The sequence below is a fragment of the Micromonospora lutea genome (assembly GCF_016863535.1).
Taxonomy (GTDB): Bacteria; Actinomycetota; Actinomycetes; order Mycobacteriales; family Micromonosporaceae; genus Micromonospora; species Micromonospora lutea.
The window spans coordinates 168,982-182,502 of record NZ_BOPB01000001.1 but is presented as its reverse complement, the minus strand read 5'-3'; the positions used below and the strand labels follow the sequence as shown (position 1 = coordinate 182,502).

The following is a 13,521-nucleotide window of genomic DNA, read 5'->3' as shown; positions in this document are numbered from 1 at the left end:
CGTTCCGAATTGTCGCATTAGTCGTGCCAATGAACTGACGGTACGACAATTACCCGACCACTCTCGGCAACAGGCACCCGACGACGTTCACATGCACGGAGGCTCCCCGACCGCACACCGTGTGCGTCCGAGTGATCACCCAAAGCGGAGTACCCGGAGACGGGACGTTCGACACGCTCCGCGACGGGCGGTACCCGTCCTCAGAACCGGTCGGTGGGCTGGTACCGACCCCAGACCTCGCGCAGCGCCCCACACACCTCACCGACGGTGGCCCGCTCGCGCAGCGCCGCCTTCATCGGGTGGAGCACGTTACCGGTGCCCGAGGCGGTCTCCCGCAACTCGGTCAGGGACCGCTCCACCGCTGCCGAGTCCCGCTCGGCTCGCAGCTTCGCCAGCCGCTCCGCCTGCGCCGCCTCGATTGTCGGATCGACCCGCAGCGGCTCGTACGGCTCGTCCGTGTCGATGGCGAACCGGTTGAGCCCGACCACCACCCGTTCACCCGAGTCGATCTCTTGTGCGATCCGGTACGCGGACTGCTCGATCTCCCGCTTCTGGAAGCCGACCTCGATCGCGTCCACCGCCGAGCCGTGCTCGAAGACCCGGGCCATCAGCGCGTCCGCCGCGGTCTCGATCTCCGCGGTCATCGCCTCCACCACGTACGAGCCGGCGAACGGGTCGACAGTGGTGGTGAGATCCGTCTCGTACGCCAGCACCTGCTGGGTACGCAGCGCCAGCCGGGCCGCCTTCTCGGTGGGCAGCGCGATCGCCTCGTCGAAGCTGTTGGTGTGCAGCGACTGGGTGCCGCCGAGCACCGCGCCGAGCCCCTGCACCGCGACCCGGACCAGGTTCACCTCGGGCTGCTGGGCGGTCAACTGCACGCCCGCGGTCTGGGTGTGGAAGCGCAACATCATCGACTTCGGGTTCTTCGCCCCGAACTCGTCGCGCATCAGGCGGGCCCAGATCCGGCGGGCCGCCCGGAACTTCGCCACCTCCTCCAGCAGGGTGGTGCGGGCGACGAAGAAGAACGACAGCCGGGGGGCGAAGTCGTCCACCGCCAGCCCGGCGGCGATCGCGGCCCGGACGTACTCCACGCCGTTGGCCAGCGTGAACGCGATCTCCTGCACAGGCGAGGCACCGGCCTCGGCCATGTGGTAGCCGGAGATGGAGATGGTGTTCCACTTCGGCACCTCGGTACGGCAGTAGCCGAAGGTGTCCGCGACCAGCCGCAGCGAGGGCTTCGGCGGGAAGATGTACGTCCCCCGGGCGATGTACTCCTTGAGGATGTCGTTCTGGATGGTGCCGTTGAGCGCCGAACCCGGCACCCCGTTCTCCTCGGCGACGAGTTGGTAGAGCAACAGCAGCACCGAACCGGGTGCGTTGATCGTCATCGAGGTGGAGACCTTGTCCAGCGGGATGCCGTCGAACAGCAGCCGCATGTCCTCGATCGAGTCGATGGCCACGCCGACCTTGCCCACCTCGCCGTGGGCGATCGGGTCGTCGGAGTCGTACCCCATCTGGGTGGGCAGATCGAAGGCGACCGACAGGCCCATCGTGCCGGCCCGCAACAACTGGTGGTAGCGCGCGTTGGACTCGGTGGCGGTGCCGAAGCCGGCGTACTGGCGCATGGTCCACGGACGGGAGGTGTACATGGTGGGATAGACCCCACGGGCGTACGGGAACTCGCCCGGCGCGCCGAGCCGGGAGTCCAGGTCACCAGGAAGATCATCGGACGTGTAGACGCCCTTGATCGGGAAACCGGACTCACTTGACCGCCGTTCGCTCATCACCGGATGGTAGGACGCGCGGGCAGGTCGTCGGGTGAGGGATACCGCACACCACCTCGCCTGCGACGACAGCAGGTGAGGACCCGCACACGTACCGTCGAGTAGTGGAAACGTCCGCCGCGCCGGCTTTCGCATCGGGCGTCTGAACCAGCAAGATAGGGGGGTTGTGTCCCAGCCCTCTCGACTTCCCCCGGTGGCTTTTCTGTGACTCAGATCCCGACGTGGAGCGGCGGACCAGTCAGCACTCCCACCAACGGACGCGCGACACCCGGCACCGTCATCGGTGACCGGTACTCACTGCGCTCCGCGGTAGGCAACGGTGGCATGGGCACGGTCTGGCGGGCCACCGACACACTGCTGCGCCGCGACGTGGCGGTCAAGGAGGTCATCCTCCCGCCCGGCCTGGCACCGAGCGACCGCGACGCGATGTACGAACGCACCCTGCGGGAGGCCCGCGCCGCCGCCGCCATCGCCCACCCGGCGGTGGTTCAGGTGTACGACGTGGTCACCGAGGCCGGTCGACCGTGGATCGTGATGGAGCTGCTGGACGCCCGCAGCCTCGCCGACATGGTCATCGAGGACGGGCCGATCGCCCAGCGCGTGGTCGCCAAGATCGGCATCGCGCTGCTCGGCGCGCTCGAGGTGGCACACGCGATCGGCGTGCTGCACCGCGACGTCAAGCCGGCCAACGTGCTGATCTGCTCGGACGGCCGCTGCGTGCTGACCGACTTCGGCGTGGCCCGGATGCCCACCGACGTGCAGCTCACCACGCCGGGCATGGTGCTGGGCTCACCGCACTTCATCTCCCCCGAGCGGGCCATGGGGCAGGAGTTCGGGCCGCCCAGCGACCTGTTCTCCCTCGGCGTCACGCTGTACACGGCAGTGGAAGGTCGGCCGCCCTTCGACCGCGGCGACCCGATCGAGACCATGCATGCCGTGGTCGAGGATCCGCCCGCCCCACCGCAGCGCAGCGGTCCGTTGACCCGGGTGCTGATGGGTCTGCTGGAGAAGGACCCGGCCCGCCGGCTCGACGTGCACACCGCCCGCGCGATGCTCCGCGAGCTGCTGGCCGGCCCGCTGAGCAGCAGCGCCGCCGGGGTCAACTCGATGACCGACCAGTACTCCGTGATGCCGGTGCCGCAGCCCGCGCCGATCAGCGCACCGGCTGCTCCGGCGACGCCAGCCCCGTCCGGGCAGATCGGCGGCCGGGCGATGCTCGACCCCGGTGAGTCGCTGACCGACCGGCTGGCCGCGCTGCGCCGGGGCGAGCGTCCCGGCCAGGCGGTGGCGGCCAGCGCCGCCGCGATGGAGGACACCAGCGCCGACGCCCTGGCCCGACCGGGGCAACGGGGCGCTGCGGCGTCCCCGCCCGCCGGCCGCACCTACGGTGGTGCCGAGGCGACCCAGCGCATCGGCGCGGACGCCACCCAGCGGGTCGGACCTGAGGTGTTCGGCTACGGCGCGCCGCCCGACGCGACCCAGCGGGTAGGCGGCTACGGCGCCGGGCCCGACGCCACCCAGCAGCTCGGCGGGTACGGTACCCAGCCCGACGCGACGCAGCGGATCGGTGGCTACGGCGGCGCCCAGTGGCCGGCCGCGCCGAACCAGCCGTACGGCACGCCGGCCCCCGCTCCGGGCGGCGGTAGCAGCCCGGCCGACCGGGCGAAGGCCGCCGGCACCCGGGTGGTCGACACCGTGAAGGGCTGGCCACGCAGGATGCAGCTGGCGGCGGCCGGCGGCCTCGCGGTGCTCCTGCTGATCGGCATCGTGGCCTTCGCCAACGGCGGCGACGAGACGCCCACCACCCCGGTCGCCGAGCCGTCCACCTCGGCGGACGAGGGGCCCGGCATCGAGATGCAGGAGCACTCCGCGCGCGGGGTCCAGATGCTGGTGCCCAAGGGCTGGAAGCGCGCGACTGGCGGCGTCTACATCGACTACACCGACCCGGATGACAGCGGCCGTCGGGTGCGCATCCTGAACGAAAAGTGGGGCGGCACCTCGGCCCGCTGGGCCGAGGTCGCCGAAAACCAGCTCAAGACCAAGTCGACCTCCTGCGCCAAGCCGTACACCCAGCTCGCGATGGCGGAAAAGGAGCTGGCCGGCAAGCCCTCGGCCGAGTTCGAGTACACCTGCGGCGAGGGCGACGCCATGCGGCACGGCATCTGGCACGGAGTCGCGCACGACGGGCGGCTCTACTCGTTCTACCTGACCTCGAACGACGCCCGCTTCGAGGAGAGCAAGCCGATCTACGCGGAGATGCTCAAGTCGTTCCAGCTCACGGCGGCCGGCTGAGTCGGGGCGCACGCCCGTGGAGATCCGTCGCCGTGCTATCAAGAGGCCATGGCGGCGGAGAACACTGACCTCGACACCATCCGCGAGCGGGCCGAACGCTGGCTCGCCGACGACCCCGACCCGACCAGCCGGGCGGAACTGCGGGCGGTGCTCGACCGGCTGCCGGCGAGCGCGCCGGAGCTGGCGGACCGGTTCTCCGGGCCGCTGACGTTCGGCACCGCCGGGCTGCGCGGGCCGCTGCGCGCCGGCCCCAACGGGATGAACCTCGCGGTGGTCACCCAGGCCGCCGCCGGGCTGGTCGCCTGGCTCGCCGCCCAGGGCGGCACCGGCCCACTGGTGATCGGGTACGACGCCCGGCGCGGCTCCCGCGAGTTCGCCGAGCGCACCGCGCAGGTGGCCACCGGGGCGGGACGTGCCGCACTGCTGCTGCCCCGCCCGCTGCCCACCCCGGTGCTCGCCTACGCGGTGCGGCACCTGTCAGCGGTGGCCGGGGTGATGGTGACGGCCAGCCACAACCCGCCGCAGGACAACGGCTACAAGGTGTACCTCGGTGCCGAGCTGGGTGGGGAGCTGGGTGCCGGGGCGCAGATCGTGCCGCCGGCCGATGCCGGTATCGAGGCCGCCATCCGCGCGGTCGGCCCGTTGGCGCAGGTGCCCCTCGGCCCGGCCGGACAGGTGCTCGGCGACGACCTGGTCGCCGCGTACGTGGCGCGGGCAGTCGAGGTCGTCGCGCCGGGCGGTCCCCGGGACCTGTCCGTGGCGTACACCCCACTGCACGGCGTCGGGGCGGCGGTGCTCACCGCCGCCTTCGCCGCCGCCGGTTTCCCGGTGCCCGGCGTGGTGCCCGACCAGGCGGAGCCGGATCCGGACTTCCCGACGGTCAGCTTCCCCAACCCGGAGGAACCGGGCGCGGTGGATCGGCTGGTCGCGCTCGCCGAACGCACCGACGCGGACCTGGCCATCGCCAACGACCCGGACGCCGACCGTTGCGCCGTCGCGGTCCGCGAGGGTTCGGGTTGGCGGATGCTACGCGGGGACGAGGTGGGGGTGCTGCTCGCCGATCATCTGATGCGACGCGGCGTGAGCGGCCTCTACGCCACCACCATCGTCTCGTCGTCACTGCTGCGGGCGATCTGCGCCGCGCGCGGGCTGCCATACGGGGAGACGCTGACCGGGTTCAAGTGGATCGTCCGGGCCGGGAACGGGTCCACGTCGCTCGTGTTCGGCTACGAGGAGGCGCTCGGCTACTGCGTCGCCCCGGACCACGTACGCGACAAGGACGGCATCACCGCGGCGCTGACCGTGGCCGAGCTGGCGGCCGGCCTCAAGGCGCAGGGCCGCACACTCTCCGACCGGCTGGACGAGTTGGCCGCCGAGTTCGGCGTGCACCACACCGACCAGCTCTCGGTACGCGTCGACGACCTACGCCTGATCACCGACGCGATGGCCCGGATCCGCGCGGCCACCCCGACCAGCCTGCTCGGCCAGCCGGTCACCGAGGCGCAGGATCTGCTCCCCGACGCCGACGTGGTGATCCTGCGCACCGGGGCGGCCCGGGTGGTGATCCGCCCCTCCGGCACCGAGCCGAAGCTCAAGGCGTACCTCGAAGTGGTGGAACCGGTCACCGACGGCGACATCGCCGCGGCCCGGACCCGCGCGACGGCGGCGGTTTCGGCACTCCGCACCGAAACCGCCGCCGCCCTCGGCATGCCCGACTCCCCTCGTCGGTCATGAGGTCAGCGGCAGTTTTAGAGATTAACTTCGCCGCCAACCTCATGATCAACGGAGGAAAGGGGGTGGGTGTGGGTCAGGGGCGGGGGCCCAGGGCTTGTTCCACGGCGCGGCCCAGGGCGGCCACCACCAGGGCGACCGAGGGACGGACCACGGAGTCGTCCAGGCTGACCTCACCGGAGAAGCCCGCACCGCTGGCGATCTCCTCCAGCCGGTTGCGGGCGGCGTCGGCGTCCTCGCCGGTGATGCCGAGTGCGGATTCCATCCGGAGCACGGCGACCAGGGTCGCGAGTGCGGCGGTCCGCTCGTCCGGGGCCGCGCCGGTGAGCACCACGGCGAGCCGCTGTCGGGTCTCCTCCTCGACCGACGGGTCCACCACCGGGTAGCGGTGCACCCGGATGAACCCCAACTCCGTCTCGTCGACGCTCTCGATGACCCCCTGCTCGCAGAGGTCGCCGAGGATCCTCTCGCGCAGGCCGTGCCGCAGCCGCTGCACCCAGGAAGACGGGCTGTGCGGCGTGTCCGCCACGATCCTGGTCAGCACATCATCGATGACCGGCTCTCCCGTGGGCGTCGGGTCCACCGCTGTCAGGGCCCCGTCGGAGTACGCGATCCGCCCAGCCAGGGCCAGCTCGATGAGGACGGCGGCGGCCATCCCCAGGTCGAGGCTGATCCGCGGCAGGGTCGCCTTACCGGTCTCGTCGTCGTACGCGAGCAGGAGCAGTTCCTCGGCGAGCGGAACACCAGTCATGGCCCGAGACGCTAGCCGCTGGACGCCACCGCCCGCAGCACAAACCGCGCTCAGAAGCGGGGCATGCCACCGAACTGTCGGTCTCCGGCGTCTCCGAGGCCCGGCACGATGAACATGCTCTCGTTGAGGCCGTCGTCGATGGCGGCGGTGACCAGGCGCAGCGGCAGCCCGGAACGCTCCAACCGCTCGATGCCGGCCGGCGCGGCGAGCACGCAGAGCACGGTGATGTCGGTGCAGCCACGCTCGGCCAGCAGCCGACAGCAGTGCTCAAGCGAGCCGCCGGTGGCCAGCATCGGATCGAGGACCAGTACCGGCAGGCCGGCGAGGTCCCGGGGCAGCGACTCCATGTAGGCACGCGGCTCGAACGTCTCCTCGTCGCGCGCCAACCCGACGAAGCCCATCGAGGACTCGGGCAGCAGACCCAGCGCGGCGTCGGCCATGCCGAGGCCCGCCCGCAGCACCGGCACGAGCAGCGGAGGGTTGGCCAGCCGGGTGCCGTCGGTGGCGGTCACCGGCGTCTGCACCGGGTACGTCTCCACCGGGAAGGAGCGGGCAGCCTCGTACACCAGCATGGTGGTGAGTTCGTGCAGCGCCGCCCGGAACGAGGAGGAATCGGTGCGTTCGTCCCGCATGGCGGTCAGCCGGGACTGGGCGAGCGGGTGGTCAATGACGAGTACGTCCACGATCGGTCAACCTACCTGCCCCGGACACCGACGCGCGGGTCCCGGCGCGACCAGCGATGTCGCTCACCCGTGAGCGCTCCGACGCCACGGTGACCAAGATCACGCGACGTGAACCTGCGTAGACTTCGAGGCATGACGGCGACAGCGACGTCGGCCCGCTCGGACCTCTCCGAGCTGGGACGATCCGAGACCGCTCTGCGGACCTTCCTGCACGGCCTACCGGGCGTGGACCAGGTCGGCGCGGAGCAGCGGGCAGCCCAACTCGGCACCCGATCCATCAAGACCACCGCCAAGGCCCAGGCGATCGACCTCGCCATCGGCATGGTCGACCTGACGACGTTGGAGGGCGCGGACACGCCGGGCAAGGTGCGGGCGCTCGCCGCCAAGGCACTGCGACCCGACCCGGCCGACCCGTCCTGCCCGCATGTCGGCGCGGTCTGCGTCTACCCCTCGATGGTCCCGCACGTGGCCGAGGTGTTGCGCGGCAGCGCCGTACACCTGGCCAGCGTGGCCACGTCGTTTCCGTCGGGCCAGGCACCGCTGGAGATCAAGCTCGCCGACACCCGGGCCGCCGTCGAGGCGGGCGCCGACGAGATCGACATGGTCATCAACCGGGGTGCCTTTCTGGCCGGTCGCTACTCCGAGGTGTACGACGAGATCGTCGCCACCAAGCAGGCCTGCCGGGACGCCCACCTCAAGGTGATCCTGGAGACCGGCGAGCTGGCCACCTACGACAACGTGCGCCGCGCCTCCTGGCTGGCGATGCTCGCCGGCGGTGACTTCATCAAGACCTCCACCGGCAAGGTCCCGGTCGCCGCCACGCTGCCGGTGACCCTGGTGATGCTGGAGGCGGTACGCGACTTCCGGGCCGCCACCGGTCGGCAGGTCGGCGTGAAGCCGGCCGGCGGCATCAGGACCACCAAGGACGCGATCAAGTACCTGGTCATGGTGAACGAGACCGTCGGCCCGGACTGGCTGCACCCGGACTGGTTCCGCTTCGGCGCCTCCAGCCTCCTCAACGACCTGCTGATGCAGCGCACCAAGCTGACGACCGGCGTCTACGCCGGCCCCGACTACTTCACCCTGGACTGACCGCGATGTTCGAATACGCACCCGCCCCCGAGTCACGCTCGGTGGTAGACCTCAAGTCCTCGTACGGGCTCTTCATCGACGGGAAGTTCGTCGACCCGGCCGACGGTGGCAGCTTCAAGTCGATCAACCCGGCCTCTGAGGAGGTGCTCGCCGAGATCGCCGAGGGCGGCGCGCAGGACGTGGACCGCGCCGTCCGGGCGGCCCGCGAGGCGTACGAGAAGGTCTGGGGCCCGATGCCGGGCCGGGACCGGGCCAAGTACCTGTTCCGCATCGCCCGGATCATTCAGGAACGCTCGCGGGAACTCGCCGTGCTGGAGTCACTCGACAACGGCAAGCCGATCAAGGAGTCCCGCGACGTCGACCTGCCATTGGTCGCCGCCCACTTCTTCTACTACGCCGGCTGGGCCGACAAGCTGGAGCACGCCGGGTTCAGCCGGAGGCCGACGAGCCAGCACAGCGGTCCCAACCCGCAGCCGCTCGGCGTGGCGGCGCAGGTCATCCCGTGGAACTTCCCACTGCTGATGCTGTCGTGGAAGATCGCCCCGGCGTTGGCCGCCGGTAACACGGTGGTGTTGAAGCCGGCCGAGACCACCCCGCTGACCGCCCTGCTCTTCGCCGAGATCTGCCAGCAGGCCGACCTGCCGCCTGGTGTGGTCAACATCGTCACCGGTGCCGGCGAGACCGGCCGGGCGCTGGTCGAGCATGACGGCGTGGACAAGGTCGCCTTCACCGGCTCGACCGACGTCGGCCGGGCCATCGCCCGCGCCGTCGCCGGCAGCCGCAAGAAGCTCACCCTGGAACTCGGCGGCAAGGCCGCCAACATCGTGTTCGACGACGCCCCGGTCGACCAGGCGGTCGAGGGCATCGTCAACGGCATCTTCTTCAACCAGGGGCATGTCTGCTGCGCCGGTTCCCGGCTGCTGATCCAGGAGTCCGTCGCCGACCGGGTGCTGGAGTCGCTCAAGCGACGGATGGCCCAGCTGCGGATCGGCGATCCGCTGGACAAGAACACCGACATCGGTGCGATCAACTCGGCGGCCCAGCTGGCGCGGATCAAGGAGCTGTCCGACGCCGGCTCGGCCGAGGGCGCCGAGCGTTGGTCACCCCCCTGCGAGCTGCCCGAACGGGGCTTCTGGTTCGCGCCGACCATCTTCACCGGGGTCACCCAGGCACACCGGATCGCCCGCGAGGAGATCTTCGGCCCGGTGCTGTCCGTGCTGACCTTCCGCACCCCGGCCGAGGCCGTCGAGAAGGCCAACAACACGCCGTACGGGCTGTCGGCCGGGATCTGGACCGAGAAGGGTTCCCGGATCCTGTGGATGGCCGACCGGCTGCGCGCCGGTGTGGTCTGGGCCAACACGTTCAACAAGTTCGACCCGACCTCGCCGTTCGGCGGTTACAAGGAGTCGGGCTACGGTCGCGAGGGCGGCCGGCACGGGCTGGAGGCGTACCTCAATGTCTGAACGGGTCGCGGTACGCAAGACGTACAAGCTCTTCGTCGGCGGGAAGTTCCCGCGTAGCGAGTCGGGACGGTCGTATCTCGTGCAGGACTCCAACGTGTCGCTGGCCTCACGCAAGGACGCGCGAGACGCCGTGCTGGCCGCCCGTGCGGCCGTGAAGGGCTGGGCCGGGGCGACCGCGTACAACCGCGGGCAGATCCTCTACCGGGTCGCCGAAATGCTGGAAGGCCGGCGCGAGCAGTTCGTCGCGCTCGGCGTGCCGGCTGACGAGGTGGACGCGGCGACCGACCGTTGGGTCTGGTACGCCGGCTGGTCGGACAAGCTCCCGCAGGTGTACGGGGGCTCGAACCCGGTCGCCGGGCCGTACTTCAACCTGTCGGCACCCGAGCCGACCGGCGTGGTGGCGGTGGTGGCCCCCGAGACACCGGCGCTGCTCGGGCTGGTCAGCGTGATCGCCCCGGCGATCGTCACCGGTAACACGGTGGTGGTGGCCGCCTCCCCGACGGCACCACTGGCCGCGGTGACCCTGGCCGAGGTGCTGGCCACCTCGGACGTGCCGGGTGGGGTGGTCAACATCCTCACCGGTCGCCTGTCGGAGACCGTGCCGACGCTGGCCGCGCACATGGACGTCAACGCCATCGACCTGACCGGGGTGACCGACCCGGAACTCGCCGCCGACCTTGAGGTCAGGGCGGCGGAGAACCTCAAGCGGGTGCTCCGCCCGGTTCCGGTAGATCACGACTGGTTGGCCGATCCTGGGCTTGGCCGGATGACGGCTCTGCTGGAGACGAAGACGGTCTGGCATCCCAAGGGGGTTTGACTCTCGTTGCTCCTGGGGGTTTCCGGGGAGCCCTGCCCGCTCCGGGCGGTCAGGCTTGATCCCTGCGCGGGCGGGGCTCCCCGGAAACCCTGACGTGCGCACGGACCGTCGGTGGGTCACGACTTGCGGGTTGCTGCCCAGCGTGGGCTCCCCGGTCGACGGCATGGCTTCCGACGCCAACATCCCCGAGGTTGCTGGCGCAGCCCGGGGGGGTGGGGGTGGGTCTACTACGGGGGGTAGGATTCAGGGGTGACTCGGCTGGGGGATCTTGAGCGTGCGGTGATGGACGTGCTGTGGGACACGGTTCCCGCCACGTCGGATGGGGTCACCGTGCGCGAGGTGGCCGATGCCCTGAACGGGCGGGAGTTGGCGTACACGACGGTGATGACCGTGCTGGACCGGCTGGCCGGCAAGGGCATGGTGCAGCGCCAGCGGGAGGGCCGGGCGTGGCGTTACCGCGCTGCGGCAAGCCGTGAGGCGTACATCGCCCAACTCATGCTCGATGCGCTCGACCTGGGCGGTAGCCGGGACGCGGCGCTGGTCCGGTTCGCCCGCTCGGTCACCGGCACCGAGGCCGACGTGCTGCGAGCCGCCCTGGCCGACGAGGCCGCGGAGCGGTAGGGCCGACGCCGTGGCGCACACCCTGCATTTCGCCGGCTCGATGGTGGCGTGCTGGCTGATCGCCCAGGTGCTGGCCCGATCCACCTGGCCGTGGCGCAGCCCTCGGGTGGCGATCCTCTGCTGGCAGGCGATCGGCCTGGGGGTCGGCCTCTCCGCGATGGGCATACCGATCGCGCTGGGCCTCGCCCCGTACCAGCGCGGCACCGGGAGCGCCCTGTTGGCGCTGGCTGACGACCTCTGGCACGACACCCTGCCCGCTGGCCTCGGCCCCGTGCATCTGGGGCTGGTCGGTGTCGGTCTGGGCATCGGAGCGGTCTTGTCGGCCACGACGGTACGCAGCATCCACAGCGCGGTACGCGCCCAGCGCCGGCACCGGGACTTGCTCACCCTGGTCGCCCGACACGATCCGGATCTGCCCGGCGCACTGGTGCTCGACCACCCGGGTGCGGCCGCGTACTGCCTTCCGGGGGTGAGGCCCCGGGTGGTGGTCAGCGCCGGCACGCTCAGCCTGCTCGACCGGGCGGAGTTGGAGGCGGTGCTGACTCACGAGCGGGCGCACGCGCAGGAGCGGCACGACCTGGTGCTGCTGCCGTTCACCGCGCTCCGCCGAGCGCTGCCGTGGCTTCGTTGGGTGCGCGAGGCACACGAGCGGGTTTCCCTGCTGGTCGAGATGCGCGCCGACGACAAGGCCCGCGAGCTGCACGCCGAGGCCCCGCTGGCCGGTGCGTTGCGCCGGTTCGCCGCCGCCGGGAACCGGATCACACCTGCCGGCGCGCTCGGCATCGGCGACCGGGACCTGGACGTACGGGTGCAGCGGTTGCTGGTCTCCGAGCGCCCTCCCCGATTGCTCGGCGCCGCCGCTCTGACCGTGACGGTGACCGTGGCCGCCCTGCCCATCTCGCTCTTCCTCAGCTGACGACCCCGAGTTAACCCTGATCATGTCGGTCCCGGCCGCACTGGCGGCCTTATAGGTAGCGTCGCTACGTGTAGGCTCCCTATCTGCATCGACCGTCATACCGGGAGAGCCACCATGGACACCCTGCTCCTCGCTCGTCTGCAGTTCGCCACGACCGCCTCGGTGCACTTCCTCTTCGTGGCCGTCACGCTCGGCCTGGTCACACTGCTCGTCGGGATGCAGACCGCCTGGGTGGTCACCGGCAACCAGCGCTGGGAGCGGTCGACCCGCTTCTGGGGCCAGCTCTACGTGATCAACTACGTGCTCGGCATCGCGACCGGCATCGTGATGGAGTTCCAGTTCGGGCTGAACTGGAGCGGGTTGTCGCGCTACGTCGGCAACGTCTTCGGGGCCCCACTGGCGATCGAGACCCTGGTCGCCTTCTTCCTGGAGTCGACCTTCCTCGGCATGTGGATCTTCGGCTGGCACCGGCTGCGCCGAGGCGTGCACCTCGCCCTGCTCTACGGAGTCGCGATCACCGCGTACGCCTCGGCCTTCTGGATCATGGTGGCCAACTCCTGGTTGCAGAACCCGGTCGGCTACGAGGTACGCGACGGCGTCGCCCACCTGACCGACTTCTCGGCGCTGCTGACCAACCCGGCCCTGTGGACCGCGCTCGGGCACGTGGTGTCGGCCGCCCTGCTCACCGGTGGCCTGCTGATGGCGGCGATCAGTGCCTGGCACCTCAGCCGCCGTACCCCTGACTTCGCGCTGTTCCGCAGCTCGCTGCGGATCGGTGTGGTCACCGCCGCAGTGGCGATCAGCCTCGTGCAAGGGTTCGGCTTCGCCCAGTTCGGGCCGGTGGGCGGCGCGCAACCCACCAAGTTCGGCGGCACCAGTCCGCAGGCCGAGGCGTTGATCGCCGACTGGACCGCCCGCTTCGGTCCCGGCGACTACCTGCCGCCCACGCTGTCCAGCGTCGGCCTCGGCTTCATGATCCTCATCGGCTTCACCCTCGGCCTGCTCTGGCTGTTCGTCCCGCTGCTCTGGCGGGACTGGATCATCCGCCTCCGGTTTCCGCTCTGGCTGCTGATCCTCGCCCTGCCGCTGCCCTTCGTGGCGCTGATCCTCGGCTGGATCGCTCGCGAGGTCGGCCGCCAGCCCTGGGTCGCGTACGGGCTACTGCCGGTGGATCAGGCGGTTTCGCCGATCAGCCCCTGGTTGATGGGGACCTCGCTGGTCGGATTCACCCTGCTGCTCGGCGCGCTCGCCGTCACCAACTGGGTGCTGCTCGCCCGGCACGCCGCCCGAGGTGCCGCCGACCCCGCCCTCGGTCGGCCGCCGGCCCAACCGCCGGCCGACGACCCACGCCCCGAACCCGCTTTCGCCTGA

10 protein-coding genes and 1 pseudogene are annotated in these 13,521 nt (G+C 70.9%); 8 read left to right on the top strand and 3 right to left on the bottom strand.

The features are described from left to right. Positions 1 to 200: 200 nt before the first annotated feature. Positions 201 to 1,784 carry an acyl-CoA mutase large subunit family protein gene (locus Vlu01_RS00850; RefSeq protein ID WP_203991032.1) on the bottom strand — a complete coding sequence of 528 codons (1,584 nt, stop codon included), beginning with the start codon at positions 1,782 to 1,784 and terminating at the stop codon, positions 201 to 203. 204 nt (positions 1,785 to 1,988) lie between these two features. Between Vlu01_RS00850 and Vlu01_RS00845 the strand changes: the two genes are divergently transcribed. Together Vlu01_RS00845 and Vlu01_RS00840 are read left to right on the top strand one after the other, a co-directional pair. Continuing rightward, on the top strand, positions 1,989 to 4,076 hold the full coding sequence (locus tag Vlu01_RS00845) for a serine/threonine-protein kinase (RefSeq protein ID WP_203991030.1): 2,088 nt from the start codon (positions 1,989 to 1,991) through the stop codon (positions 4,074 to 4,076). 48 nt (positions 4,077 to 4,124) lie between these two features. Beyond that, positions 4,125 to 5,810, top strand: coding sequence for a phospho-sugar mutase (locus Vlu01_RS00840; RefSeq protein WP_203991026.1), 1,686 nt, complete (start codon positions 4,125 to 4,127; stop codon positions 5,808 to 5,810). Between the two features lie 73 nt (positions 5,811 to 5,883). Here Vlu01_RS00840 and Vlu01_RS00835 read toward each other — a convergent pair whose 3' ends face one another. After that, positions 5,884 to 6,558 (bottom strand): GOLPH3/VPS74 family protein, encoded by a 675-nt coding sequence (locus Vlu01_RS00835; RefSeq protein ID WP_203991023.1) that lies wholly within the window; start codon positions 6,556 to 6,558, stop codon positions 5,884 to 5,886. Positions 6,559 to 6,608: 50 nt separating this feature from the next. Further along, the gene (upp, locus tag Vlu01_RS00830; RefSeq protein ID WP_203991020.1) at positions 6,609 to 7,241 is read right to left on the bottom strand and encodes a uracil phosphoribosyltransferase; all 633 of its coding nucleotides are present in this window, start codon (positions 7,239 to 7,241) and stop codon (positions 6,609 to 6,611) included. Between the two features lie 132 nt (positions 7,242 to 7,373). Between upp and deoC the strand changes: the two genes are divergently transcribed. The 6 genes and pseudogenes from deoC to Vlu01_RS00800 all read left to right on the top strand — a co-directional run bounded on the left by deoC (position 7,374) and on the right by Vlu01_RS00800 (position 13,521). Next, the gene (gene deoC / locus Vlu01_RS00825) at positions 7,374 to 8,333 is read left to right on the top strand and encodes a deoxyribose-phosphate aldolase (RefSeq protein WP_203991017.1); all 960 of its coding nucleotides are present in this window, start codon (positions 7,374 to 7,376) and stop codon (positions 8,331 to 8,333) included. Between the two features lie 5 nt (positions 8,334 to 8,338). After that, positions 8,339 to 9,796: an aldehyde dehydrogenase family protein gene (locus tag Vlu01_RS00820; RefSeq protein WP_203991014.1), complete on the top strand. Its 1,458-nt coding sequence runs from the start codon at positions 8,339 to 8,341 to the stop codon at positions 9,794 to 9,796. Beyond that, on the top strand, positions 9,789 to 10,613 hold the full coding sequence (locus Vlu01_RS00815) for an aldehyde dehydrogenase family protein (RefSeq protein WP_203991010.1): 825 nt from the start codon (positions 9,789 to 9,791) through the stop codon (positions 10,611 to 10,613). Before Vlu01_RS00820 ends, Vlu01_RS00815 begins: the two co-directional genes overlap by 8 nt. A gap of 249 nt (positions 10,614 to 10,862) precedes the next feature. Continuing rightward, positions 10,863 to 11,213, top strand: a pseudogene (locus Vlu01_RS00810) (BlaI/MecI/CopY family transcriptional regulator); the annotation flags it as partial. A 31-nt stretch (positions 11,214 to 11,244) separates the two neighbouring features. Then, on the top strand, positions 11,245 to 12,150 hold the full coding sequence (locus tag Vlu01_RS00805; RefSeq protein ID WP_203991007.1) for a M56 family metallopeptidase: 906 nt from the start codon (positions 11,245 to 11,247) through the stop codon (positions 12,148 to 12,150). Positions 12,151 to 12,264: 114 nt separating this feature from the next. Beyond that, positions 12,265 to 13,521: a cytochrome ubiquinol oxidase subunit I gene (locus Vlu01_RS00800; protein WP_203991004.1), complete on the top strand. Its 1,257-nt coding sequence runs from the start codon at positions 12,265 to 12,267 to the stop codon at positions 13,519 to 13,521.

Excerpts from the sequence above, each read along its gene's own strand:
- Vlu01_RS00850 (WP_203991032.1), bottom strand. The coding sequence starts at position 1,784 with ATGAGCGAACGGCGGTCAAGTGAGTCCGGTTTCCCGATCAAGGGCGTC.
- Vlu01_RS00800 (WP_203991004.1), top strand. The coding sequence starts at position 12,265 with ATGGACACCCTGCTCCTCGCTCGTCTGCAGTTCGCCACGACCGCCTCG.
- Vlu01_RS00820 (WP_203991014.1), top strand. The coding sequence starts at position 8,339 with ATGTTCGAATACGCACCCGCCCCCGAGTCACGCTCGGTGGTAGACCTC.
- deoC (WP_203991017.1), top strand. The coding sequence starts at position 7,374 with ATGACGGCGACAGCGACGTCGGCCCGCTCGGACCTCTCCGAGCTGGGA.
- Vlu01_RS00835 (WP_203991023.1), bottom strand. The coding sequence starts at position 6,558 with ATGACTGGTGTTCCGCTCGCCGAGGAACTGCTCCTGCTCGCGTACGAC.
- Vlu01_RS00815 (WP_203991010.1), top strand. The coding sequence starts at position 9,789 with ATGTCTGAACGGGTCGCGGTACGCAAGACGTACAAGCTCTTCGTCGGC.
- Vlu01_RS00840 (WP_203991026.1), top strand. The coding sequence starts at position 4,125 with ATGGCGGCGGAGAACACTGACCTCGACACCATCCGCGAGCGGGCCGAA.